Source organism: Rhodococcus sp. AQ5-07 (assembly GCF_009707305.1).
Classification (GTDB): Bacteria; Actinomycetota; Actinomycetes; order Mycobacteriales; family Mycobacteriaceae; genus Rhodococcus_F; species Rhodococcus_F erythropolis.
The window spans coordinates 712,914-737,530 of sequence record NZ_CP046099.1 but is presented as its reverse complement, the minus strand read 5'-3'; the positions used below and the strand labels follow the sequence as shown (position 1 = coordinate 737,530).

The window sequence follows — 24,617 nt, the reverse complement described above, 5'->3', positions numbered from 1 at the left end:
ACGCTTCTAGAACCTGTTCTTGTTTAGATTGTAGTATTTCGGACAATTCAGTCCCCCAGATGGGATAGTTCGTCGTCTGCCCATTTTCAGAGCAGGCTTCTCGACGACACACGCAGGAGTTCTACTCGATGGATCTGAACTTGATCACCCATTGGCACCCGCTTCCTGGACGGGTAATCGAATGGGGCGTCACGCATGCTTCCGCTCAACGAGCCGCCGAAGCCGAGATCGACCGAGAACTACCCCCGACCACGATGCAGGATCGCCACCTGCGACGCGCCCGCGTCACCGCAGAGAAAGGCGATCCGCAGTCTCCGTGGATCGGTATCGCCTTCGATTTCGCAGGAACACTCGACCGCGACGCCATGACGCGAGCCCTGCAGCGCTACGTCCGTCGCCACGACACGCTGCACAGCTGGTTCTCCTTCGACGAAGCAACCACCGACGCTGCGGACACCGCGTTCGAGGTCCGTCGACACGTGGTGCCGGTCGAGAGCATCGAACTCGAGTACCGCGTCGGCGACGACGTCTCCGAATCCGAGGCGATCCGCGCACTCGTCGCAACCAAGTTCGCAACGGAAACCAGTGCCCTTCAGTGGCCGGCCTTCGTGTTCGGCGCCGTCGAGCACCACCATGCCGACCTCGAAGCCGATCCGAGCTTCACCCTGTTCCACGCAGTCGACCACGCCCATTCGGACATGAACTCGATGGTGCTGATGTACGCGGAATTGCGTCAGCTCTACGCCGCGGAAATGACCGGGTCACATCCCGAACTAGGCCCCGCGGGAAGTTACGCACAGTTCGGTCGCGTCGAACGCGAGCGAACAACCGAACTGACTATGCAGTCCCCCGAAGTGCACCAGTGGCTCGGTTACCTCATGCGCAGCGGCGGCTCGTTCCCCGGATTTCCGCTCCCGCTCGGGGCGGAAGACGCGCCCAAACCGGCTATCGGTTCACGCTTCGACCTGGCCGACGACAATGAGTGCGAAAGGTTCGGTGCGGTCTGTAAAGCCAACGGCGCCAACTTCATCGGTGGAATATTCACCGCCCTCGCGATTGCGGAATTCGAACTGGCCGGACGCGACAAGTACATCGCCCTCTCGCCGGTCAGCACACGAACCGAGGCCGACTCGTTTGCACAGGGCTGGTACATCAACCTGATCCCGGTCGGCATCGACGTCGACGACAAGCGACGCTTCACCGAGTTGGCAAAGCTCGGGCAGCAGGGGTACCACGACGGCAAGGCACTCCTCGATGTCTCTGTGCAGCAAGTCATCGATCTGGTTCTGTCGAGCTTGGCCGAGTCGGATTCCGCACCCGGCGGATTGTCGAAGACGCTCACCCCACCCCCGATCGTCTCGTACATCGACGGCCGCCGCATGCCGGATCCATACAGTTACGCCGAGACGAAGGCAACGGGAATCGTCGGCGGCAAAGAGACGCAGATCGCGTCGATGTGGATCAACCGGATGCACACCGGCACCTGGATCGCCGTGTCCCACCCTGACACCCCTATTGCCCACGAATCGGCCACCCGCTTCGCCGAGCACGTCTCCAAGATCATCAAAACTGTTGCAGCTCAGGGCGACTACTCGTTCTCGGCACCAGAGGGAGCGTCCTGATGCATGTCACCTCGATCGATCGATACGGACTCGAGCCCGGAATCGTCACCGAATGGTCGCTCCAGCCCGCGGACGGCGCCGTCACCGAGTCGGAAGTACCACCGTCGTACAACCAACATTTCCATCTCGAGACTGCGCGAACACACGGCATGGGCCGGAGTGTGTGGATGGCAGCCGCATTCGACCTTCCCGGAGAACTGAATCGGCCCGCACTCGATCTCGCGCTGCGCCTGTTCATCAGTCGCCATGACACTCTGCACACAGGATTCGAGGTGGGCGAGTTCACCACCACCCGAATGGGACTCGATCCCGACGGCACACACATCGAGACTTCGGAACCTGTGAAGTTCGATTCGACCGAAGTCCTCCGAGCGCACCTCAAGAAGCGATTCACGACGGTATGCGATCCACTGACCTTCCCCGCCTACACGTTTGCCACGGTCGAACGCGAAGAGCACTACACGGTCCTGAGCGCCTTCGATCACACCCTCGTCGACGGCTACTCGTTGGTCATCGCTCTCGGGGAACTGCGACAGATCTACGAGGGACTGATCGCAATACCCGAACTGACCGACCACGAGGCCGTCGACGCAGTGATGAGCCGACTGGGTGACCCGGGAAGTTTCGTGCGGTACTGCGAACTGGAGGCCGACGCTCTGCTTCCCGTCGACAACGACCCTCGAATCCGAGAGTGGGCAAGGTTCTACGAGATTTGTGGTGGCACATCGCCGAGTTTCCCCTTGGATCTCGGCGTCGAGGCAGGAAAGCCCGCGCCTCAGGGCGCCGATGTGCGCGTGCTGCTCGACGAGGAACTGACCGCGACGTTCGACGAGATCTGCCTATCCGCCGGCGGTAGCGTGTTCACCGGAATCCTCACTGCGATGGGACTTTCCGTCCACTCGTTCACCGGACAGGCGACGCTTCCACTGCAATTCCCGCTGCACATCCGCAAAGATCCACGCTGGGCCGACGCCATCGGCTGGCTCACCACGAGCGCGCCGATCACGGTCCAGATCACTCCCGACGCGGATTTCGGTGCATCCCTTGCACATACGCACGCGTCGTTCCGAGTTGCGTTGACGCTCGAGGGCGTCACCATGGCCCAGGTTCGAGATGCTTTGGGCGACAAGATTCGACGCACGCGCACCGACGTCTTCATGGTGTCGTACATCGATTACCGCAAACTACCCGGCACCGACGATCATGATCTCCTCAACGCTCATCACATCAGCAATGTGACTGTCGCCGACGATGCCCAGTTCTGGATTTCGCGAACGAACCGTGGTCTCTCGCTGCGTTCGCGCTTCCCGGACACCGACACGGCAAACGAAACCATGGTGAATTTCCTCACCGATCTCGACCGGATCCTGAGGGAAGTCTGCGCCCGGGGCGTGACGCCGATCGGAAGTGTCACCGAACAATTGAGAGATTCGAGCGTCGGGGCAGGAACACCGAGGATTTAGTGTCGGCAACGGGTACGAGCAGGCAGAACCTGCTTCCGGGCGTCTCCCCTTGCGCGCAGCGCATAGAATCGATCAAGTCCGTGTTCGAACCGAACGATTCGTCTTCAGGAGTACGCCCGTGCCCGTTGCCCCCGATCCCTCAACCGCGTTTGCCGAGTTCGCGCATCCCGACCGGTTGGTCTCGACGGAATGGCTCTCGGCGAATCTCGGTACGCCGGGCCTCAAGGTCGTCGAATCCGATGAAGACGTGTTGTTGTACGACGTCGGCCACATTCCCGGCGCAGTGAAGATCGACTGGCATCTCGACCTCAACGATCCGGTCACCCGCGATTACATCGACGGTGCGAAGTTCGCAGAGTTGATGAACCGCAAGGGCATCAGCCGCGACGACACCGTCGTCATCTACGGCGACAAGAGCAACTGGTGGGCCGCCTACGCACTCTGGGTCTTCACTCTGTTCGGCCACGAGGACGTCCGTCTTCTCGACGGTGGCCGCGATGCGTGGATCGCCGAGAACCGTGACACCGCATTCGACGTTCCCGACATCACGTCAACGGATTACCCGGTCGTCAAGCGCAACGACGCTCCCATCCGCGCATTCAAGGACGACGTACTCGCACACTTGGGCGACGGGCCGCTCATCGACGTGCGATCTCCGCAGGAGTACACCGGCGAGCGCACCCACATGCCCGACTACCCCGAAGAGGGTGCGTTGCGCGGTGGACACATTCCCAGCGCTCTCAGCATCCCGTGGGCGAAGGCAGCGGCACCGGACAGCCGCTTCCGCACCCGCACCGAACTCGGCGAGATCTACGGCGGTCTGTCGGCCGACGACAACATCGTCGCGTACTGCCGCATCGGTGAGCGTTCCAGCCACACCTGGTTCGTGTTGACCCATCTTCTCGGCTACCCGAACGTTCGTAACTACGACGGTTCCTGGACAGAGTGGGGCAATGCAGTGCGCGTCCCGATCGTCCAGGGCGAAGAGCCCGGCGCAGTTCCTTCCTCCGTATCGGCGTCATGAGCACTCTTCCTTCGGCTCTGGCCGAGATCGTCGACGACTTCGCAGCCGTCGGCGCCTCGGACAAGCTCACCCTTCTTCTCGAGTTCAGCCGAGAGCTACCGCCGTTGCCGGCGGAGCTCGAGCAGAGCGCGATGGAGCCGGTCCCCGAATGTCAGTCGCCGCTGTTCCTCTCGGTCGACGATTCGGATCGCGACAACGTCCGCCTGTACTTCAGCGCGCCCCCCGAGGCTCCCACTACGCGTGGTTTCGCATCGATCCTCGCGCAGGGGCTCGACGGTCACAGCGCGGACGAGATCCTCGGTGTACCCGACGACTTCTATTCGGCGCTCGGTCTCGCAGAAGCTGTGAGCCCGCTCCGTCTGCGCGGAATGTCGGCCATGCTCGCGCGCATCAAGCGGCACTTGCGGGGCTGAAAAAACATGGAGTTCACCGAACTGGCCGACTATGCGATTCCGGCCGGCGCACTCGTCGAATGGTTGCCGTGCGCAACCGGGCCATGGGTTCCGGATCCGCGGCCCGTCTCCTACATTCACGAGGCACATCTCAACCGTTCCGCTGCAGGTGCGGGCGACAAGTCTTGGCTGGGAACAGCTTTCGAGATTTCCGGCCCGCTCGACGTCGATGCGTTCCGAGTCGCCCTCGGCCGCTGGATCGACCGTCATGAAGTTCTGCGCTCGCATACCGTCCTCGAGCCCTCGAGTGGCGAGATCACCCGGCACACCGTCCCGATCGGCGGAATCGACATCGGGGTCGTCAGCCACGGCTACGATGCGTCCAGCCAGGACAACTTCGACCACCTTCACCGCCTGTTCGACGATTACGCGTCCCCGCACAGTTGGCCGTCGTACGTCTTCGCGACGTTGACGCCCCGCGGTGGCGACGGTCCGTTCACCGTGTTCTTCGCGGCGGACCACTCGATCATCGACGGTTTCTCGATCGTGCTGGTCGCTCACGAGATCGCAGCGCTGTACCGCGAGGCCTCGACCGGCAGCGCTGCAAATCTGTTCCCGGTGGGCAGCTACGTCGATTTCGGTGCCGTCGAACGCGAGCAGATGGCCGACATGGAAGCCGAGAAGGCTGCGGTGGAGATCTGGCGTAAGGCTCTCGGAACGGACGGGTTACCCCAGTTCCCGCTACCGATCGGTGAACGCGGAACCGATTCTCAGAACGGCCTGTCGACCTGGCTACTCGACGCCGAGCAGTCCAAGGCCTTCAGTTCGACGTGTGCAGCAGCCGGCGTGGGTTATTTCGCCGGACTACTCGGCGGACTTGCGGCCGTAGGTCGCGAAGTCGCGGGATCCGATCAATTCGAGGTCGTGACGCCGGTTCACACCCGCAGCGCTCAGGAGTGGGCGGGTGCGCTCGGCTGGTTCGTCGGACTGTGCCCGGTCGAGTTCGCCGTTGGATCGGACTGTTCGTTCGTCGACCTCGCGACACGCGCCGCCGAATCGATCGCTTCGGTCAAGCCTGCCGCCGCGGTCCCGTTCGATCGGATCGGTGAGCACCTCGAAACCCCGATTCGACCGCGATTCGTGGTGTCCTACATGGACGTTCGCTTTGTACCCGAGGCCGCACAGTGGCCCGAATGGAACGCCAGAGCACTTCGAAGCAAGGCATACACGCACGACGTCTACATCTGGATCAACCGCACACCCCAAGGCCTCAATCTCGCAGTCAGGTATCCAGGCAACGAGACGGCGAACGCCGCGGTTCACGCCTACGTGGCCACACTGCGCCGGACCGTCGAAGAAATCGTCGCCGAACCGGACACCGGCACCTCCGGCAGCTACTCATCGGTAGTTTTCGAAACCGTTTCCTAAGCCGGAGTGGGCTTTAGCGATCCGGTTACAGCCAGCGCCGAAGCGATGCATACACTCCGAAGTGATGCCAATCCCCCGATGGTGAAATCCCAGAGGAATACACCGCGGAGACAGACTATGCGAACCACAGGAGGCTCAGTGCCCAGTCATGCCAGCGCGCACATTACGAAGGTGCTTGTCGCGAACCGCGGTGAAATCGCGGTACGGGTCATCCGGGCGGCCAAGGATGCCGGCTACGGCAGCGTTGCCGTTTACGCCGAGCCCGACGCAGAAGCGCAGTTCGTGAAGCTCGCAGACGAGGCATTTGCCCTCGGCGGACAGACGTCCGCCGAGTCCTACCTCGTGTTCGACAAGATCCTCGATGCCGCCAAGAAGTCCGGCGCCGACGCCATCCACCCCGGCTACGGCTTCCTCTCCGAGAACGCCGACTTCGCCCAGGCCGTCATCGACGCGAACCTCATCTGGATCGGTCCGTCACCGCAGTCCATCCGCGACCTCGGCGACAAGGTCACCGCTCGCCACATCGCAGAACGCGCGAAGGCTCCGATGGCTGCCGGCACCAAGGACCCCGTCAAGGGCGCAGACGAGGTCGTCGCATTCGCCAAGGAATACGGCGTACCGGTTGCGATCAAGGCTGCCTTCGGCGGCGGTGGACGCGGCATGAAGGTCGCCCAGACCATCGAGGAAATCCCCGAGCTGTTCGAGTCTGCCACCCGTGAGGCCATCGCAGCCTTCGGTCGCGGCGAGTGCTTCGTCGAGCAGTACCTGGACAAGGCCCGCCACGTCGAGGCTCAGGTCATCGCCGACCAGCACGGCAACGTCGTCGTCGCCGGTACCCGCGACTGCTCACTGCAGCGTCGCTTCCAGAAGCTCGTCGAAGAGGCTCCGGCTCCGTTCCTGACGGACGACCAGCGCGCACGCATCCACGCGTCCGCCAAGGCCATCTGCAAGGAAGCCGGCTACTACGGCGCCGGAACGGTCGAGTACCTGGTTCAGGGCGACACCATCTCCTTCCTCGAGGTCAACACCCGCCTGCAGGTCGAGCACCCCGTCACGGAAGAGACCGCGGGCATCGACCTGGTGCGTCAGCAGTTCCTCATCGCCAACGGCGAAGAACTCTCCATCAAGGAAGATCCCACCCCGCGTGGACACTCCTTCGAGTTCCGCATCAACGGTGAAGACGCCGGCCGCGGCTTCATGCCCGCCCCCGGCCCGGTCTCCGTCTACCGTGAGCCCACGGGCCCCGGCGTCCGCGTCGATTCCGGTGTCGTCGCCGGCGACGTCATCGGCGGACAGTTCGACTCCATGCTCGCCAAGCTCATCGTCACCGGCGCCACCCGCGAAGAAGCCCTCCAGCGGGCATCGCGTGCTCTGGCCGAGTTCGAGATCGACGGCCTCGCGACCGTCCTCCCGTTCCACCGCCACATCGTCGAGAACCCGGCATTCGTCGGTGACGGCGAGAAGTTCGACATCTACACCAAGTGGATCGAAACCGACTGGGAAAACACCATCGAGCCGTACGCCGGTTCCGGTGCACCGGTCGACGACGAGGACGAGGCTCTGCCGCGTCAGAACGTCGTCGTCGAGGTCGGTGGACGTCGCGTCGAGGTTTCCCTCCCGGGCCAGTTCTCGCTCGGCAACGGCGGCGGCGCAGCATCCGGTGCCATCCGCAAGAAGCCGAAGGCACGCAAGCGCGGCGGCGCCGGCGGCGGCGCAGCATCCGGTGACGCCGTCACCGCTCCGATGCAGGGCACCGTCGTCAAGGTCGCAGTGACCGAAGGCCAGGAAGTCGCAGAAGGCGACCTGATCGCGGTTCTCGAAGCCATGAAGATGGAAAACCCCGTCAACGCGCACAAGGCCGGTGTCGTCACCGGACTGTCCGTCGAGCCGGGTGCAGCAATCACGCAGGGAACGGTTCTCGCAGAACTGAAGTAAGGCCTCCGGCCCCGTGCGCCTTTCCGGTAGTCCCCACTACCGGAAAGGCGCACAGTCGTTTGAGTAGGCTGTAACGATGGCTGACGTCCCCGACATTCGCATCGGCACTGCAGAACGCGAGCAGGCACTCGATCTCCTGAGCGAGCACTTCGCCGCAGGCCGCCTCACCGTCACAGAGTTCGACGAGAGAAGCGGAATCGTCAGTGCCGCAACAACTCGCAGTGAACTCGTTCCGGTGTTCGCCGATCTACCGGGCAACTATCAAGCTCCAGGCACCGCTCCCCTGTCGATGGTGACACCTCCCGCCGCACCGGCGGAGCGACGATTCAACCCCGACTGGTCCGGACGCGTCATGGCCGTCATCCCGATTCTCGCGGTGATCCTGTTCTTCGTCACCGGTACCTGGTTGTGGTTCCTCGCGATTCCCCTCGCCGGCGCACTGCTGTTCGGTACCGACAGGGAACGCAAAGCCAAGCGTCGCCGCGAGCGGGACTCCGACTGATGGAGCCGATCGAGATCAACGCAGGCGGATGGTATCTGCGAGCACTGCGCGCAGACGAGCGTGTGGACGACCGCCCTGCCCTTGCCGACGGCGGTATCACCGACCCCGATTACGTGAGTCAGCGGAGCGCTCAGTGGCACGAAAACAGCGTCTACTCCTGGGCCGTGTGCCAGCCCAACACCGGTGAGCTTCTCGCCGAGGTCGTTCTGACGCCTCTCGACTCCACCGCCCTGCTGACCGGCTGGGCCCGCGACGGGCACACCGAGGCGCTCACGACAGCCGCCGACGCCGTCACCAGGTTCGCCGAAGGTGCACTCGGACTCGTCGTCGTCGAGGGGCAGACGAATTGAAGAACAACCGATACTGGCCGCTGGCGATCGCCGTGGTCATTGCCCTGATCATGCTCTTCTCCCCGGGCTCCACCGTCCCGTCGAGCCCGGAGAACACCGACAAGATCACTCACACGTTGATGTTCGCGGTGCTGGCGATCACCTCGTTGCACGCCCGGATCCCGGCGTGGATCACCGCGGTGTGGCTCGTGATTTTTGCTGCGACTTCCGAGGTTCTTCAAGCAGCGCTGCCCATTTCGCGTTCCGGTTCGATCTGGGACGGCACCGCCGACCTGCTCGGCATCGCCATCGGGATCGGTATCGTCAGCCTCGTGATGCGGCGTCGAAGGGCCCGCGACGACGAGCCGAGCAGGTCCTGATCAGCTGAGCAGGTTGCTCCGCAATTGTTCCTGGGTCGACGCGTCGATCTTCAGGCCGTCGGTGAAGTAGGCCTCGATCGATCCGTGGACCTGCGCGAGCTCTGCCATCGACGCCTCCAGGTACTCGCGCCTGACACCGAGGACACCTTCGAGCAGGGTCGGATCGATACCCTTGGCCTCGAATCGCTCGAGGAGCGGCGCGAACATCGGCAACAGAACCTTGTTGGTTTCGAGGTAGTCCGCGAAGACCGCGTCCTCGGAGGCACCCAGGAACAGCAGTAGCGCGGCTGCGGCCCAGCCCGTGCGGTCCTTGCCCGTGGTGCAGTGAATGAGTGCCGGCGAGCTGGGCGGCTGCGCCAAGTCGACGAACAGTTGCCGGTACGACGCGACCGCACTCGGCAAGGTCACGAAATCGCGGTAACTTCCCTGAAAGTACTCGAGCGCCTGGCCGCCGCCCAACGCTTCGGCAGCAAACGCCGGGTCGGCGATCATCTGCTGCATCTGAGCCGGAATGGCGCGATACTGCTTGTCCGCCAATACGTCCAGGCCGAGTTCTCGTATTCCGTCCGGCGTCAGATCCGGCGCCGTCTCGCGTTCGGACTCGGTGCGCAGGTCGTAGATCGTGACGATGCCCAGATCGGCGAGGGTCTGTGCGCCCTCCGCACTGAGCGATGCCAGATCGGTGGAACGAAACACACTCCCGGTGCGGACGGTGCCACCGAAGCTCGATTCGGGTCCACCGATGTCTCGGAGGTTCGCCAGGGACGGTACGACGGAAGACAGCTTCGGAGTATCGGTCATACCTAAGAATGTATCTGTCACCGGAAAAGGGCGGCCGGAGAAATAAGATCGAGACACATCATCTCCCGTAATTGCTGCGCTACAGATCCGTAACATGCTCAAGTAATCCTGTGGACATGCCTACAACGAATTCCAGTGGTCTCGGAGCCTTCGATGCGCTCGGTGACCACCAGGCAGTCGCGGCGCTGCTCGAGTGTTGCCATTCCGCCGTGTGGGCACAGGAAATCGCCGCGTCTCGCCCGTTCACCGATCTGGAAGCTCTGTTCGACAAAGCAGATGCGGTGCTGGCCGAGCTTCCCGAGTCCGAGATCGACGACGCTCTGTCCGGCCACCCACGAATCGGTGAGCGAAGCGAAAGCGCGGCCTCGACCCGTGAACAGTCGGAAGTCTCGTCCGCGACAGAAGACGTCCTCGCGGAACTTCGACAGAAGAACGCCGAGTACGAAGAGACATTCGGCCATGTTTACCTGGTCTGCGCGTCGGGGAAATCTGGAACGGAGCTCCTCGACATCCTTCGAGGCCGTCTCCGAAACGACCCGGCGACCGAGCGTTCCGTGCTTCGAACCGAATTGGCCGCCATCAATCGAATCAGGCTTGCCCGTCTGATCGATTCACTCGCCGGAGGCGCAGCATGAGCAAGACCCTGAGCACGCACGTTCTCGACGCGACGACGGGCATTCCCGCGGCGGGGATTCGCGTCGAACTTCGTGATCGAGACGGCGTCACGATCACCAGTGCCGAGACCGACTCCGACGGCCGCATCCCCGAACTTGCTCCCGGTGGTCTGGTCACCGGTCACTACACCCTGACTTTCGACACGGGAACGTATTTCGAGACCAACGGACAAGAGAACTTCTACCCGGAAGTGACAGTGACCTTCCGGGTGGACGACACGACGCGGGGCTATCACGTCCCACTGTTGCTGTCGCCCTTTGCTTATTCCACCTATCGCGGGAGCTGAACACGTGACTACCGAAAACATCACAACCGGCAACATCACGACCGGTGTTACAAGCACCGACCGGTTGAGCGGATCCATCGAACTTACCGGTCACCAGTACGGCAAAGCTGAGAACAGGGTAGTCCGAATCTACCGCGACACTCCTCGTCACGAGATCCACGACATCAACGTCTCCACCTGCCTGCGTGGAGATTTCGCCGACGCGTACCTCACCGGCGATCAGTCGAAGGTTCTGCCGACCGACACGCAGAAACAAACGGCCTATTCCTACGCCAAGGAAAAGGGTCTGATCTCGATCGAGACGTACGGACTCGAACTCGCCCGTCATTTCGTCGACGACATCGAACCGGTCAGTGGCGCGCGGATCGAGATCGAGGAATACGCTTGGGAGCGTGCGATTGTCGACGGCAGCGAGCACGACTACACCTGGATTCGGAAGGGTCAGGAAGTTCGGACGGCGTCGATCACGATCTCCGATACTGGGACAGCCGATGCCGGGACGTGGGTGATCGGCGGTTTGAAGGACCTGGTGATCCTCAAATCGACCGGAAGTGAGTTCTCGGGTTTCCTCGAAGATCCGTACACGATCCTCGAGCCGACAGACGACCGCGTCATGGCGACGACGTTGGTCGCCCAGTGGCGATTCGTCACCACCGACGTCGACTGGGAATCGGTCTACGTGGGTATCAAGGCACAAATCGTCAAACAGTTCGCGCAGGTGCATTCACTTGCCTTGCAGCAGACGCTCTTCCACATCGGCAAGGCAATTCTCGAAGAGTTTCCGATCATTGCCGAGGTTCGACTGTCGGCACCCAACAAGCATCATTTCGAATATGCACTCGGCCTCTTCGGAGTCGAGAACGACAACGAGGTGTTCCACGCCGCCGATCGTCCGTACGGGCTGATCCAAGCTGCGGTCAGCCGATCCGACGCACCAGACGCGGGGCCGTCGTGGACACCCTATTCAGGCTGGTTGTCGTGACCGACCCGGCCCTCGGGACCACTCTCGTCGTCGCCAATGCCCATGTGGTCACGATGGACAGCGAGCTTTCCGAGCACCCCGACGGCTACGTCGTGATCTCGGGCAACAAGATTGTCGACGTGGGGGCCGGAAAGGCTCCCGTGTACCCCAATGCGCACGTGATCGACGGCAACGGTTGCCTGATCACGCCCGGTCTGGTGAACACACATCATCATCTCTACCAATGGATCACCCGTGGCCTGGCAGCAGACTCGACGCTCTTCGAGTGGCTGACCACGCTGTACCCCGTCTGGGCGGGTATCGACGCCGACGCCGTTCACGTGGCGGCCACCGGCGGACTCACCTGGTTGGCAAAAACCGGATGTACGACCACCACCGACCACCACTACGTCGTTCCCCGCGACGCCGGCGACGTTTTCGAAGCCGAGATCACCGCCGCTGCGCAGGTTGGCCTTCGATTCCACCCGTGTCGTGGGTCGATGGACCTCGGTCAGAGTTCCGGCGGCCTGCCACCGGATCACGTCGTGGAAAAACTCGACGACATCCTGACCGGCACGCAGTCGGTGATCGACCGCTGGCACGATCCGAATGCGGGGTCGATGCTGCAGATCGCGGTAGCTCCCTGCTCACCCTTCTCGGTGACGGAGTCACTGCTCCGAGAGTCCGCGACGCTGGCCCGCGAAAACGGCGTGCGAATGCACACGCATCTCGCCGAGACCCTGGACGAGGAAAGCTTCTGCCGAGAGCTTTTCGGTTGCACGCCGGTCGAATACATGGAACGCGTCGGTTGGGTGGGTCCGGACGTCTGGTACGCACACGCAGTCCATCTCGACGACGCCGGTATCGAGACGATGGCGCGAACCGGAACTGCCGCGGCACACTGTCCGACCTCCAATGCGCGACTGGGGGCCGGTATCGCCCGTGCCGCCGATCTGGTGAAGGGCGGGGTCACCGTGGGGCTCGGTGTGGACGGCGCGGCGAGCAACGAAGCATGCAGTCTGATCGAGGAGTCTCGTCATGCGCTTCTGTTTGCTCGCGCCAAGGGCGGACCGCAGACGATGACGGTGCGAAAAGCCTTGGAATTGGGAACGATCGGCGGCGCACGAGTTCTGGGCCGCGAGGGCGAAATCGGATCGATCGAGGTCGGAAAACTTGCCGACCTGGCGGTGTGGAAACTCGACACCGTCGCGCACGCCGGCATCACCGATCCGGTGGCGGCGCTCGTACTCGGCTCGACGCCCCCGCTGAAGTTACTACTCGTCAACGGGCAAATCGTAGTTGCCGACGGACGAGTCACCACCGTCGACGAGGACGTCGTGGCCTCGGATGTCGCACGCGCACACCGCGACCTACTCGGAAAGGCTTGAGGCAGCGATGGATCTGCACAGCGTCGACGAAGTTCTGGTGCCGCGGACCCGCTCCGAGCTCCCCTGTGCCTCACCCGGTATCGGGTTCATCGGCGGCGGCACCTGGCTGTACTCGGAACCGCAGCCGCACCTGACCACTCTTGTCGACCTTGCGGGCTTCGACTGGAAAGCTGTCGTGGTCGGCGATCTCGGTCTCGAAATCGCGGCCACCTGCACCATCGAGGAACTGTGCCGCGCCGGTCTTCCCACCTCATGGTCCGCCGCAGCGCTGTTCCAACACTGCGCTGACGCACTGCTCGCATCGTGGAAGGTGTTGCGATACGCGACCGTCGGCGGCAACATCGCGCTCTCCTTCCCGGCCGGAGCGATGACGACTCTGTGCACCGCTCTCGATGCCGAACTGACGATCTGGCGTCCGGACGGTACCGAATACTCAGTCCCCGTAGTCGATTTCGTCATCGACGATTCTCGCAACGTGCTCGGCCCCGGCGAGATCATCCGCAGTATCCGGATTCCCGTGCATGCACTGACCGCACGTACCGCGATGCGAAAACTGGCACAGACGTCACTCGGGCGATCGGCCGTAGCCGTTGCCGGACGCTGCGGTGCCGACGGTTTCACACTGGCGATCACCGCCGCGACCCGCCGTCCGTACGCTCTGAAATTCGACGAACTCCCCGACGCCGCTGCACTTGCGGATGCGTTGCACAGCAGGATTCCGGAAGACGCTTACTTCACCGATGTCCATGGAACTGCGCCGTGGCGGAAGGCGATGACTGACCTTCTCGCCGAAGAAATCCGAGGTGAACTGGAATGAAGTACTCGGTGGACGGAGTTCCCCGCGACGACCAGCCCCGCCCCGGACAGTGCCTGCGAACCTTCCTCCGCGAGCACGGAGCGAACTCCGTCAAGAAGGGGTGCGATGCCGGAGACTGCGGCGCCTGCTCGGTTCTGGTCGACGGACACCCCACCCATTCGTGCATATTTCCCGCCCACCGCCTCGGCGGCCGCGACGTCGTCACCGCCGCCGGCCTCGGAACACCGGAGAAACTTCACCCCATTCAACAGGCATTCGTGGACGCCGGTGGATTCCAATGTGGTTTCTGTACAGCGGGAATGGTAGTCACCGCATCAGCGCTGTCGGTCGAACAAAAATCCGATCTCGCGTGCTCGATGAAAGGTAACCTGTGCCGTTGCACCGGTTATCGGTCCATTCGTGACGCCCTCGCGGGTACATCCAATACCGAGACCGCCAAAACAGGCGGGGCACAAGGGCGTTCCATCGCAGCCCCGGCGTCCGCACGCATCGTCACGGGGACCGAGCAGTACACCATGGACTTCTCCCCGGGTGAGAAGCCGATCGGCCTGCTTCACGTCGCAGTACTCGGCAGTCCGCACGCACACGCACACATAACCCGGATAGACACGGCAGCAGCGGAAGCGGCGCCGGGCGTCGCCGCGGTCCTCACCTTTCAGGACAGTCCGGACGTGCTGTTCTCGACCGCCCGGCACGAGGACCGCAACGACGATCCGGACGACACGCGGGTGTTCGACAGGACCGTCCGTTTCCGCGGCCAGCGAGTCGCCGCGGTCATCGCCGAAACCCCGACGCAGGCGGAACGTGCACTCTCGCTGATCGAAGTCGACTACGAGGTACTCGACGCGGTATTCGAACCAGATCTGGCGCGTTCCCCCGGCGCTCCGCTTCTGCACGGCGACAAAGACGAGAGCTCGCGGATCGCAGAAGTCCCTCGCAACGTGGTTGCCGCGCTTCACGATGGTGTCGGCGATCTGGACCGTGCGCTTGCGGATGCCACTGCAGTCGTCGAAGGTACGTGGAAAACTGCGCGAGTCCAGCACGTGGCCTTGGAAACTCACGGCGCAGTGGGGTGGCTCGACGAGGACGGCCGTCTCGTCATCAGAAGCAGCACACAGGTGCCGTTTCTGGTTCGGGACGAATTGGCGCACATCTTCGATCTCGATCGCAGCCGAATCCGGGTGTTCGCCAAGCGGGTCGGTGGAGGCTTCGGCGGGAAGCAGGAACTACTCACCGAAGATCTGGTCGCACTCGCCGTCCTGCGAACGGGTAGGCCCGTTGCTTACGAGTTCAGCCGCAGCGATCAGTTCACCATCGCACCGTCACGGCACCCGATGCGAGTTTCGGTTCGCGCCGGCGCCGATGCCGACGGAACTCTCACTGCACTGGCCATCGACGTCCTTTCCGACGCCGGGGCGTACGGGAACCATTCGATCGGAGTCATGTTCCACGGTTGCGCCGAATCCATGGCGGTCTATCGCGCTGCAACCAAACGCGTCGACGCCGAAGCGGTCTACACGAACAACGTTCCGTCCGGCGCCTTCCGTGGTTACGGGCTCGGCCAGATCATCTTCGCCGTCGAGGCGGCCATGGATCAGCTCGCTGATCGTCTCGGCATGGACCCCTTCGAGTTTCGGCGGCGAAACGTCGTCGTACCCGGAGACGATTTTGTCGACTGGCACGTCGAGGACGGTGATCTCGAATTCGGCAGCTACGGACTGGACCAGTGCATCGACCTCGTCGACAGTGCACTGTCGAGCGGACGCGGCGAGGCTGCACCGGCAGGGTCGCGTTGGCAGATCGGCCGGGGCATGGCAATTGCCATGATCGCGACGATCCCGCCGCGTGGTCACTTCTCCGACACCACCGTCGCACTCGAGGCAGACGGTCGGTACGTCGTGAACATCGGGACCGCTGAGTTCGGCAACGGAACCACCACGATTCACCAACAGATCGCGGCCACCGAATTGCGGACGACAGTCGATCGCATCACGATTGTTCAATCCGACACCGATGCAGGCGGATACGACACCGGAGCATTCGGGTCGACGGGAACGGTGGTCGCCGGCAAGGCGCTCCTGATCGCCTGCGAGCGCCTTCGCGAGCGGATACTGACCCGTGCAGTGCGATTGAGTGGCCGCGGCGCGCAGATCGACGATCTTTCGCCGGACGGGGTCGAAACGTCCCACGGTTGCCTCGATTTCGCGACGCTACTCGAAGGTGGCCCGCTCGCCGCTGACGGTCGCCACGACGGAACACCGCGCTCGGTCTCGTTCAACGTTCACGGTTTTCGCGTTGCCGTCGACACGGATACCGGCCGGGTGAAGATCCTGCAGTCGGTTCAGGCCGCCGATGCCGGCACCGTCATGAACCCGGCACAACTGCGAGGGCAGGTGGAAGGCGGTGTCGGACAGGCCCTCGGCGCTGCACTGTCGGAGGAAATCGTCATCGAAGAAGGTCGAGTGATCAATCCTCAGCTACGCAATTACCACGTTCCACAGATCGGAGATTTGCCGATCACCGAAGTACTGTTTGCCGACACGTACGACAAACTCGGGCCTTTCGGCGCAAAATCGATGAGTGAGGCCCCCTTCAATCCGGTAGCACCGGCGTTGGCAAACGCGATAGCCAACGCGTGTGGAGTGCGTATGTACTCCACACCGATGACACCGGATCGAGTGTGGAGCGAACTCCAGGCCAGAGCCTAGACTTCGCGCTCGAGCACTCGCTCGACTGCGTCGACCGCGTCGTCCAACTCACCGGTGGTCACCGTCAGCGCGGGACGGAATCTGATTCCTCTCTTCCCGGTTGGCAGTATCATCACTTGCTCGTCTTCTCGCAGTCGCTGGACGACGCGATCACGAAGGTCACTGTCCGCCAACGTAATCGCGCACATCAGACCACGACCGCGCGGCTCGGTCGCCGCCGCGTAGCGCCCGCAGACTTCGGTCAACCGGGCAAGGAGATGCGCACCCGTGAATCGCGCGCGGTCGATCAGCCGGTCCTGCTCGATGACTTCGAGTATCCGCCGGGCGCGCACCATGTCGGTGAGGTTGCCACCCCACGTCGAATTGATCCGGGAACTGACGTGAAACACATTGTCGCGCACTTCATCCACTCGACCGCCGGCCATGATGCCGCAGACCTGCGTTTTCTTACCGAAGGCAACCACATCCGGATGCAATCCCAATTGCTGATAGGCCCAAGCGGTTCCGGTGATTCCGCATCCCGTTTGCACCTCGTCGAGAATGAAGAGGGCGTCATTCTCACGACACAGCTCTTGCATCGCCTGCAGGAATTCCGGCCTGAGGTGATGGTCACCGCCTTCGCCTTGGATCGGCTCGGCGATGAAACAGGCTATATCGTCGGGGTTGTCGGAAAACGCTCGGCGCGCTTGGTCGAGAGCTTTCCTCTCCGCAGCTTCGACATCGCGACCGTCTGCGAGATACGGCGAGTCGATCCGTGGCCAGTCGAACTTGGGGAATCTCGCGACCTTGCCCGGTTCGGTATTGGTGAGCGACATCGTGTATCCGCTCCGACCGTGGAAGGCCTCGGTCAAATGCAGGACCTTCGTCCCCAGATCGCTTGACAATCCACGGCTTTCGTTCAACCGACTCTTCCAGTCGAAGGCAACCTTGAGCGCATTTTCCACCGCAAGTGCCCCGCCGTCCACGAAGAACAAGTGTGGGAGCGCCGAATCCCCCAGGACCCGAGCGAAAGCCGCAACGAAGCGCGCCATAGGCTCGGTGTAGATGTCGGAATTACTCGGCTTGTTGGAAGCGACAACGGCCAATTCCTGCTGGAATTCCTCGTCGTCGGCGATCGCCGGGTGATTCATCCCCAGGGCGGAAGAGCCGAAGAAACCGAACATGTCCAGAAACTCGGTGCCGTCTCGCAGGTCGCGGAGATACGAACCTTGCGACCTTTGCACATCGAGAATCAGATCGAATCCGTCGACGAGAATGCTGGCCTTCAGCACCTCGTAGACCGGAAAGAGCGCACTGTCACCGAAGTCTCGCATCGCAGTACTCATACTGCGAAGATTATGTCAATTTTACGAAAGTGTCGATAGGAAGCCGTAAAAGTTACGGAACACCCGTCATTCGTCGTAAAAAGTTTGTAGGATGATGGTGCTTCGCGTGTTGACGTTGGCTGCCGTACGGATCTCCTGCAGCAATCGTTCCAACGCGCGAGGTGACGCCACCCGGACCAGGAGGACGTAGCTTTCGCTCCCGGCCACGGAGTGACACGAGACGACGGCCGGTAGATGACGCAAGCGAGCAGGCGCATCGTCGGGCTGCGAAGGATCGAGAGGAGTGATCGCGACAAATGCGGACAGATTATGACCGAGTGCCTCCGGATCGATCTTCGCCGAGTAGCCACGGATCACCTTGCGAGACTCCAATCGACGCACTCTCGACTGGACTGCAGAGATCGAGAGTCCGGCCTTCTCAGCAAGACTCGCGAGAGTGGCACGGCCGTCCAAGACCAATTCACGCATCAAAAGTCGATCGGTTTCGTCGACCGGAACCCCGGCAGCGTCACTGGTTTCTGTTTCTCGCACCTGCGCAGGCTAACGCAATCGGACATTCGTATGGTTGAAACCTGGGAGCTACGTGCACGGTTCGCAGCGGCCCTCGCCAAGATGTATGGGGACGAGGTCCCCGCTTACAACACCTTGGTAGATGTAACGATGCAGGTGAACCGTGATTTTGCCGCCGAGCATCCGGATTCGGCGGAGCGCCTGGGCAGCCTGGCGAGAGTCAGCGCCGAGCGTCACGGCGCCATCAGACTGGGGACTCTCGACGAACTACGTGACGTAGCCACCGTCTTCGGCGGATTCGGTATGTTTCCGGTCGGCTACTACGACCTCCGGCTCACCGACTCCCCCATTCCCGTTGTCTCGACGGCCTTTCGCCCCACCGACCCTGCCCAACTCGCCCGGAACCCGTTCCGTGTTTTCACTTCGGTACTGACCGGCTCCGATTCCAGGTTCTTCGACACCGACCTCGAGCGTCGGATCACCGGGTTCCTGCGTCGCCGCACCCTGTTCTCTCCAGAACTTCTGCAGTGGGCACGGCAAGCGAACCGCGAGTGCGGCCTACCGGAGCCCGAGGCGACACAATTCGTCGAAGCGGCGACCTCGGCGTTTCGGCTCGGCACCGATCCCATCGACGCCGGTTGGTATCGCGAACTTGCCGCGATCTCACCTGTCGCCGCAGACATCGCCGGCCAGAGCTCGACACATGTCAACCACCTCACCCCGCGAGTGCTCGACATCGACGAGTTGTACCGCCGAATGACCGAGCGCGGCATCACCATGATCGACCGCATCCAAGGCCCGCCGAGATGGAATGGACCGCCACTGCTTCTGCGGCAGACGTCGTTTCGCGCACTCGCCGAAGACAGACGTTTTCGCCGGCCGGACGGATCGGTCACCACAGAACCTGTCCGCGTCAGATTCGGCGAGGTCGAGGCACGCGGAATCGCGTTGACCCGCAGCGGGCGTGCAATCTACGACCGACTGATCGCAAGGCCCGCGGACGCCGACTGGGACAGCGAATTTCCGCACACCGAGGACGGACTCGACGACGCGGGGTTGGCGTACTTCACGTACCGAAACGAAGGAACTGTTGTCGTCCGCGACCCGATCGTCTACGAGGACTTCCTACCGGCATCCGCGGCCGGGATCTTCGCGTCCAATCTCGATTCCGTGACCGGATTCGTTTCCGATGCGCCCGGCGCCGAATACGGGCAGGATCGATTGGAGGGCGCCATCGACCGCACCATCGAAGATCCGTTCGAGCTGTACCGCGCACAACAAGAGGCATCACGTGCCCTGCTTTCTCCCGCCAACAACCACTCCCGCCAACAACCACTCCCGCCTACAAACACTCCCGCCTACAAACACTCCCGCCTTCAAACACAGAGGACTCCCCGTGAACCTGCCTGATCCTTCGAGCCTCGCCGATCGCGCCGAGAGAGCCCTCGCTGCCTGCGGTGTCGAGTGGCCCGCCGGTGATCTGAGCGCACACACGCCGATCACCGGCACACAGCTGCGTACGGTCCGGCAGCACTCCGGCCGAGAGGTCGACGACGCCGTCGAGGCGGCTCATCGAGCGTTCCTCACCTGGCGCACCGTCCCCGCTCCGGCGCGCGGCGCGGTCGTGCGGCGGCTGGGCAGCCTACTTACCGAGCACAAGGAGGATCTCGCGGAGATCGTGACGCTGGAGGCAGGCAAGGTCACCTCGGAAGCTCTCGGCGAGGTACAGGAGATGATCGACATCTGTGAGTTCGCGGTCGGTCTCTCCAGGCAGCTCTACGGGCGCACCATGCCGTCCGAACGTCCCGGCCACCGGTTGTCGGAAACGTGGCACCCGCTCGGCGTTGTCGGGGTCATCTCTGCGTTCAACTTTCCGGTAGCGGTGTGGTCGTGGAATACCGCCATTGCTCTGGTCTGCGGCGACTCCGTCGTCTGGAAGCCTTCGGAAACCACTCCGTTGACCGCTCTGGCATGTCATGCGCTCATGCGGCGTGCGCTCGCGGATTGTGAAGCACCGATCGACGTGCACCAGTTGGTCATCGGCGGACGTGACGTCGGTGAGGCGCTGGTGGACAACCCACTCGTGGCCTTGGTCAGCGCCACGGGTTCCGTGCGGATGGGCCGCGCCGTGGCTCCGCGGGTCGCCGCGCGCTTCGGACGAAGTCTTCTGGAGTTGGGTGGGAACAACGCCGCGGTCGTCACGCCGTCGGCGGATCTCGAGCTTGCCGTGCGCGGAATTGTCTTCTCCGCCGCGGGAACTGCCGGGCAGCGCTGCACCTCACTGCGCCGACTCATCGTTCACGAGTCGATCGCCGACAACGTCGTCGACCGCATTGCGTCCGCGTACGCGCAACTCCAGGTCGGTAGTCCCTTCGATTCCGGTGTTCTGGTCGGACCGCTGATCAACGAAGCCGCGTACGAGGCAATGCAGAAGTCCCTCTCGGCCGCGCGCGGCGACGGCGGAACCGTGGTGTGTGGCGGTGATCGCGTCGGCGAATCCGGGTTCTACGTGACACCTGCTCTCGTTCGCATGCCCGCACAGACCGAGGTGGTACGGGCGGAAACATTTGCACCCATCCTCTATGTCTTGACCTACACCGACTTCGACGACGCTATTGCGCTGCACAACGGTGTACCTCAAGGACTTTCATCCTCGATCTTCACACTCGATCAGCGAGAAGCAGAGCGCTTCCTCGCCGCCGACGGCTCCGATTGCGGCATCGCGAACGTGAACATCGGAACGTCCGGTGCGGAGATCGGCGGCGCATTCGGCGGCGAGAAGGAGACGGGCGGCGGACGCGAATCGGGTTCGGATTCATGGAAGGCCTACATGCGCCGAGCCACCAATACCGTCAACTACTCGGACCAGTTGCCGCTGGCTCAAGGCGTCGAGTTCGGCTGAACGCGTTCTGGGCAAAATCGGCGATCGCTTCGATCAACTCCGGGAGCGCCGACAACTGCGGGGCGTGGTCGGTGTCCAGGCTGACCACCTGGGCACCGGGAACAAGTTTTTGCATGGCACGTTGAGCTTCGATCGGCACGGTTCGATCGAGCGTGCATTCGACATACAAACGCGGGACGGTTCCGAATCGTTCTTCCGTCCAGACGGGTGCCATCAGGCGGGCCGACTCCAGTTGTGGAACGAGCATGCGGGCGGCGAAGATCGCATCAGCCACCGGCGCTTCGTGGAAGAACACAGCGGCACCGGCTTCGGGCGGAACCACCGTCGCATTCCCGTCGTCCACGGGGACCAACCAACGTGAGATCCCGACCGGACTTGCCAGACCGACTTCGATGCAGAGCATCCCGAAGTCCATCTGCGATGGAAGCATCATCCCCGCGACGTAAACAAGACCCGCTACCCGCGAAGGCAGTAACTCAGCCACCTGCGAGGCCACGATGCCTCCGCCGGAGTGACCGACGAGGGTGCACTGCCCGTCCAGGGACTCGACGACTGCCACAACATGTTCGGCAACTACGTCGAGATCGATCACGTCGTCGGGGTTCCAACTTCCCGAGCCTGGAAGCTCCACCACAACGGGATTGAAGCCGGCCGATGTCAGTGGGCCACACACACGATCCCAGACCCAACCGCCGGCCCACGCTCCGTGGATGAGGACGATGTTCCGTGCACTCACTGCTTGATCTCGAGCTCTGCAGCCGAAAGTACCCGAGCCGCCTCACGACCTGCGGCGGCGTTGGACTTTCCCTGCCTCGACCCGGCCAATTTGGCCTTGATGTGATCGCGAACGGTAATGGATTCGTACTCCAAGCCGGAGTCGTCCTGAAAACTCGGCAGAGTCGCAATCACCGCGTCGACGTTTCCGTCGTGGAAGAAGGCCGCCGATCGCCGACGCTTGATGGTGCCGTTCACCACCGGAGGCGCAACTCGGTGCAGCGTGGACATCCACCTGTCGTTGGTCAGTCGCGCGGTGAGATCCCCGAGATTGACCAGTAGCGCGCCGTCGACCGGCCAGACATCGTGCCAGCGTCGGTCGCTCCCGAGTACTTGCAAACCTTCGACCTGATCCGCCCACAGCACGGTGACCAGCCCGAAATCGGTATGTTCGCCCATACCCTTCAACTCACCGTCCAATGTCACCGTCCCTTCGGGTAATGCGTAGTTGTTCATCCGCAGTACGTCGATGGAATGATCGGTGATCGACTCGAAGAATCCTGGGGTCAGACCGAGCGCATCTTCGAAAATGGTGGTCAGTGTGCGTGCCACCCGCTCGCCATGGGCATAGTAATTCTCCACTCGTTCCGTGAAACCTGGCACTGCGGGCCACAGATTGATTCCGTAATCATCCTCCGACAGTTCGAGTTCGGTGAATGATCTGGCTTCGGTTCCGACGTTGAAGGCCTCGAAGAAGTCATTCATCCGAGTCGCGGATTCGACGCCGAGGCTCAAGCTCAGCGACTCGCTCTTGGGCGGGCTGTACCCACGATTCGCGCCCTCGATTCGGTAGCCCGACTTCGTCTCCATCGGCAGTCCGAAGAAGTCGTCCATGGCTTCGGCGAGGCCGGAAGAAACATCGGTCGGAACACCGTGGCCCCGAATCTGGATGAAACCGACAGTCCGACAGGCATGGTCGACTTCGGCGGCCACTCGCGCCTTGTCCTGGTCGGCACCACCGAGCGCGTAGGGCGAGATGTCGATGACGGGAACTTCGAAGGGATCAGACTGGGACTGTGACACTGGCGTCTCCTGCAGAGCTGGTAGCGGGTTCAGGAAGGCTCTCTCGCGATCGCCTCGCGAGTTCACCGAGTCGGGTGTGATTGAACAGCAGATTGAGTGAAAAGGCAGAGGCCGCAGCCAACGTGATGCCGCTACCGAGGAGGATCTGAGCCGAGGAGGGGAATCGCTCGAACATCCCCTCCGCAAATTCCGGCAGAATACCGATCCCCACCGATACGGCGGCGATCGTGGTGTTGATCGGGTCACTGAGATCGACCTTGCGCAGTGTGTTGATTCCGACCACGGCGACAGTGGAGAACAAGATGATTCCGACGCCGCCGACCACCGGATCCGGCAGGGCTGCAACCACTTCACCCATTCGCGGGATGAGGCCGAGAACGATCAGAATGGCACCGCTGGTAGCGGTCACGTACCGGCTGTACACCCGGGTCGTGGCAACGGCGCCGACATTCTGCGAGAAAACGGTGTCGACAAAGGCATTGAAGATTCCGCCCAGAACTCCCGACATGCCGTCGGCCACCAGCCCGCGTGCGAGATCTGCTTTTTTCAAAGGCTTTCCGGTGATCTCGCTGACCGCCAGCATGCTCGCCGTCGATTCTGCGAAGACGACTGCCATGACGATACTCATCGCCACCACGGCGGTGACGGGAAACTCCGGAGCGCCGAAGTGGAACGGCATCGGGAAGCCCACCCAGGCCGAGCCGCCGACGCCACTCAGATCGATCAGACCCATCGGGATGGCGATCACGGTACCGATCACCAGTGCCATCAGTACACCGAGTTGCGTCCACATCCCGCGACCGAGGCAGATGAACGCCACCGCGACCACAACGACTGCGGCAGCCAGCGCCAGGTTCTTCGGATCGGCGAACGACGGGGAGGTCGGGTCGTTTCCGACGATCAGTCCTCCCGCGACACCGATCAACGAGATGCCGATGACTGTGAGGACGACGCCGGTGACCAGGGGTGGGAAGTATCGGACGATTTTGGCGAACGGGACGGCCAACGCTATGCCGACCACGCCACCGACCAGCATGGACCCGTACACGGCCTGCAGGCCGTACTCCTTGGCGATCAGAATCATCGGCGTCAGCCCGGCGAACGTCGCACCGCAGACGATCGGCAGGCGGACACCGGCAACCTTGCCGACGCCCAGGCTCTGAATGATCGTGATGATGCCTGCAACGAGCAAGTCCGCACTGATCAGCATCGCGACCGTGCTGCGGTCCAGCCCGACTGCGGCACCGAAAACCAGCGGAACCGTGATGCAACCGGTGTACATGATGAGGACGTGCTGAAGAGCAAAAGCAGACTGGCGGGCAATGGGGAGCCGCTGGTCGACTGGATGGATGGCCATGCGCCGATCTCCGTC

At 62.6% G+C, this 24,617-nt stretch carries 23 protein-coding genes; 17 read left to right on the top strand and 6 right to left on the bottom strand.

Annotation, left to right across the window (positions count from 1 at the left end):
- The first annotated feature begins 128 nt into the window (after positions 1–128).
- From GJB56_RS03435 to GJB56_RS03395, 9 genes are all read left to right on the top strand, one after another.
- Positions 129–1,622 carry a condensation domain-containing protein gene (locus tag GJB56_RS03435; RefSeq protein ID WP_113683013.1) on the top strand — a complete coding sequence of 498 codons (1,494 nt, stop codon included), beginning with the start codon at positions 129–131 and terminating at the stop codon, positions 1,620–1,622.
- The gene (locus GJB56_RS03430; protein ID WP_060938607.1) at positions 1,622–3,085 is read left to right on the top strand and encodes a condensation domain-containing protein; all 1,464 of its coding nucleotides are present in this window, start codon (positions 1,622–1,624) and stop codon (positions 3,083–3,085) included. Before GJB56_RS03435 ends, GJB56_RS03430 begins: the two co-directional genes overlap by 1 nt.
- 118 nt (positions 3,086–3,203) lie before the next feature.
- Entirely contained in the window at positions 3,204–4,109 is a 906-nt protein-coding gene (locus tag GJB56_RS03425; protein ID WP_019747746.1) for a sulfurtransferase, read from the top strand.
- A complete protein-coding gene (locus tag GJB56_RS03420; RefSeq protein WP_019747745.1) occupies positions 4,106–4,522 on the top strand; it encodes a SufE family protein in 417 nt (138 codons plus the stop codon). Before GJB56_RS03425 ends, GJB56_RS03420 begins: the two co-directional genes overlap by 4 nt.
- 6 nt (positions 4,523–4,528) lie before the next feature.
- Positions 4,529–5,929: a condensation domain-containing protein gene (locus GJB56_RS03415; RefSeq protein WP_113683014.1), complete on the top strand. Its 1,401-nt coding sequence runs from the start codon at positions 4,529–4,531 to the stop codon at positions 5,927–5,929.
- 138 nt (positions 5,930–6,067) lie between these two features.
- Positions 6,068–7,864 carry an acetyl/propionyl/methylcrotonyl-CoA carboxylase subunit alpha gene (locus GJB56_RS03410; protein ID WP_019747743.1) on the top strand — a complete coding sequence of 599 codons (1,797 nt, stop codon included), beginning with the start codon at positions 6,068–6,070 and terminating at the stop codon, positions 7,862–7,864.
- Between the two features lie 76 nt (positions 7,865–7,940).
- Complete coding sequence (locus GJB56_RS03405; RefSeq protein ID WP_020907074.1) at positions 7,941–8,366, top strand: DUF1707 SHOCT-like domain-containing protein; 426 nt, start codon at positions 7,941–7,943, stop codon at positions 8,364–8,366.
- Entirely contained in the window at positions 8,366–8,716 is a 351-nt protein-coding gene (locus GJB56_RS03400) for a hypothetical protein (protein WP_003940792.1), read from the top strand. The genes GJB56_RS03405 and GJB56_RS03400 overlap by 1 nt, the downstream gene beginning before the upstream one ends.
- Complete coding sequence (locus tag GJB56_RS03395; protein WP_113683015.1) at positions 8,713–9,075, top strand: VanZ family protein; 363 nt, start codon at positions 8,713–8,715, stop codon at positions 9,073–9,075. The genes GJB56_RS03400 and GJB56_RS03395 overlap by 4 nt, the downstream gene beginning before the upstream one ends.
- Here GJB56_RS03395 and GJB56_RS03390 read toward each other — a convergent pair whose 3' ends face one another.
- Complete coding sequence (locus tag GJB56_RS03390) at positions 9,076–9,876, bottom strand: tyrosine-protein phosphatase (protein ID WP_029255030.1); 801 nt, start codon at positions 9,874–9,876, stop codon at positions 9,076–9,078.
- Positions 9,877–9,992: 116 nt separating this feature from the next.
- On the opposite strand from GJB56_RS03390, the gene uraD reads away from it, so the two are divergent.
- The 6 genes from uraD (at position 9,993) to GJB56_RS03360 (ending at position 16,711) form a co-directional block, all read left to right on the top strand.
- On the top strand, positions 9,993–10,511 hold the full coding sequence (gene uraD, locus GJB56_RS03385) for a 2-oxo-4-hydroxy-4-carboxy-5-ureidoimidazoline decarboxylase (protein WP_113683016.1): 519 nt from the start codon (positions 9,993–9,995) through the stop codon (positions 10,509–10,511).
- The gene (uraH, locus tag GJB56_RS03380; protein ID WP_113683017.1) at positions 10,508–10,837 is read left to right on the top strand and encodes a hydroxyisourate hydrolase; all 330 of its coding nucleotides are present in this window, start codon (positions 10,508–10,510) and stop codon (positions 10,835–10,837) included. The genes uraD and uraH overlap by 4 nt, the downstream gene beginning before the upstream one ends.
- A 64-nt stretch (positions 10,838–10,901) precedes the next feature.
- Positions 10,902–11,819 carry a factor-independent urate hydroxylase gene (pucL, locus tag GJB56_RS03375; protein ID WP_195849612.1) on the top strand — a complete coding sequence of 306 codons (918 nt, stop codon included), beginning with the start codon at positions 10,902–10,904 and terminating at the stop codon, positions 11,817–11,819.
- Positions 11,820–11,872: 53 nt separating this feature from the next.
- Positions 11,873–13,186 (top strand): 8-oxoguanine deaminase, encoded by a 1,314-nt coding sequence (locus tag GJB56_RS03370; RefSeq protein ID WP_230091204.1) that lies wholly within the window; start codon positions 11,873–11,875, stop codon positions 13,184–13,186.
- Between the two features lie 7 nt (positions 13,187–13,193).
- Positions 13,194–14,003 (top strand): FAD binding domain-containing protein, encoded by an 810-nt coding sequence (locus GJB56_RS03365; RefSeq protein WP_060938629.1) that lies wholly within the window; start codon positions 13,194–13,196, stop codon positions 14,001–14,003.
- On the top strand, positions 14,000–16,711 hold the full coding sequence (locus GJB56_RS03360) for a molybdopterin-dependent oxidoreductase (RefSeq protein WP_113683019.1): 2,712 nt from the start codon (positions 14,000–14,002) through the stop codon (positions 16,709–16,711). The genes GJB56_RS03365 and GJB56_RS03360 overlap by 4 nt, the downstream gene beginning before the upstream one ends.
- Here GJB56_RS03360 and lat read toward each other — a convergent pair.
- Positions 16,708–18,036: an L-lysine 6-transaminase gene (lat, locus tag GJB56_RS03355; RefSeq protein ID WP_070796163.1), complete on the bottom strand. Its 1,329-nt coding sequence runs from the start codon at positions 18,034–18,036 to the stop codon at positions 16,708–16,710. The two genes, GJB56_RS03360 and lat, sit on opposite strands and share 4 nt — an antisense overlap.
- A 66-nt stretch (positions 18,037–18,102) precedes the next feature.
- On the bottom strand, positions 18,103–18,567 hold the full coding sequence (locus GJB56_RS03350) for an Lrp/AsnC family transcriptional regulator (RefSeq protein WP_019747732.1): 465 nt from the start codon (positions 18,565–18,567) through the stop codon (positions 18,103–18,105).
- Positions 18,568–18,597: 30 nt separating this feature from the next.
- On the opposite strand from GJB56_RS03350, the gene hglS reads away from it, so the two are divergent.
- A complete protein-coding gene (gene hglS, locus GJB56_RS03345) occupies positions 18,598–19,956 on the top strand; it encodes a 2-oxoadipate dioxygenase/decarboxylase (protein ID WP_442792704.1) in 1,359 nt (452 codons plus the stop codon).
- Positions 19,943–21,448, top strand: coding sequence for an L-piperidine-6-carboxylate dehydrogenase (amaB, locus tag GJB56_RS03340; RefSeq protein ID WP_113683020.1), 1,506 nt, complete (start codon positions 19,943–19,945; stop codon positions 21,446–21,448). The genes hglS and amaB overlap by 14 nt, the downstream gene beginning before the upstream one ends.
- Here the strand turns inward: amaB and GJB56_RS03335 are convergent.
- The 3 genes from GJB56_RS03335 to GJB56_RS03325 are packed head-to-tail and all read right to left on the bottom strand — an operon-like array spanning position 21,399 to position 24,602.
- Positions 21,399–22,184, bottom strand: a complete 786-nt coding sequence (locus tag GJB56_RS03335) for an alpha/beta fold hydrolase (protein WP_113683021.1) — start codon at positions 22,182–22,184, stop codon at positions 21,399–21,401. The two genes, amaB and GJB56_RS03335, sit on opposite strands and share 50 nt — an antisense overlap.
- Positions 22,181–23,245: an isopenicillin N synthase family dioxygenase gene (locus GJB56_RS03330; RefSeq protein WP_113683022.1), complete on the bottom strand. Its 1,065-nt coding sequence runs from the start codon at positions 23,243–23,245 to the stop codon at positions 22,181–22,183. The genes GJB56_RS03335 and GJB56_RS03330 overlap by 4 nt, the downstream gene beginning before the upstream one ends.
- Entirely contained in the window at positions 23,226–24,602 is a 1,377-nt protein-coding gene (locus tag GJB56_RS03325; RefSeq protein ID WP_084325059.1) for a uracil-xanthine permease family protein, read from the bottom strand. Before GJB56_RS03325 ends, GJB56_RS03330 begins: the two co-directional genes overlap by 20 nt.
- Between the last annotated feature and the right edge of the window lie 15 nt (positions 24,603–24,617).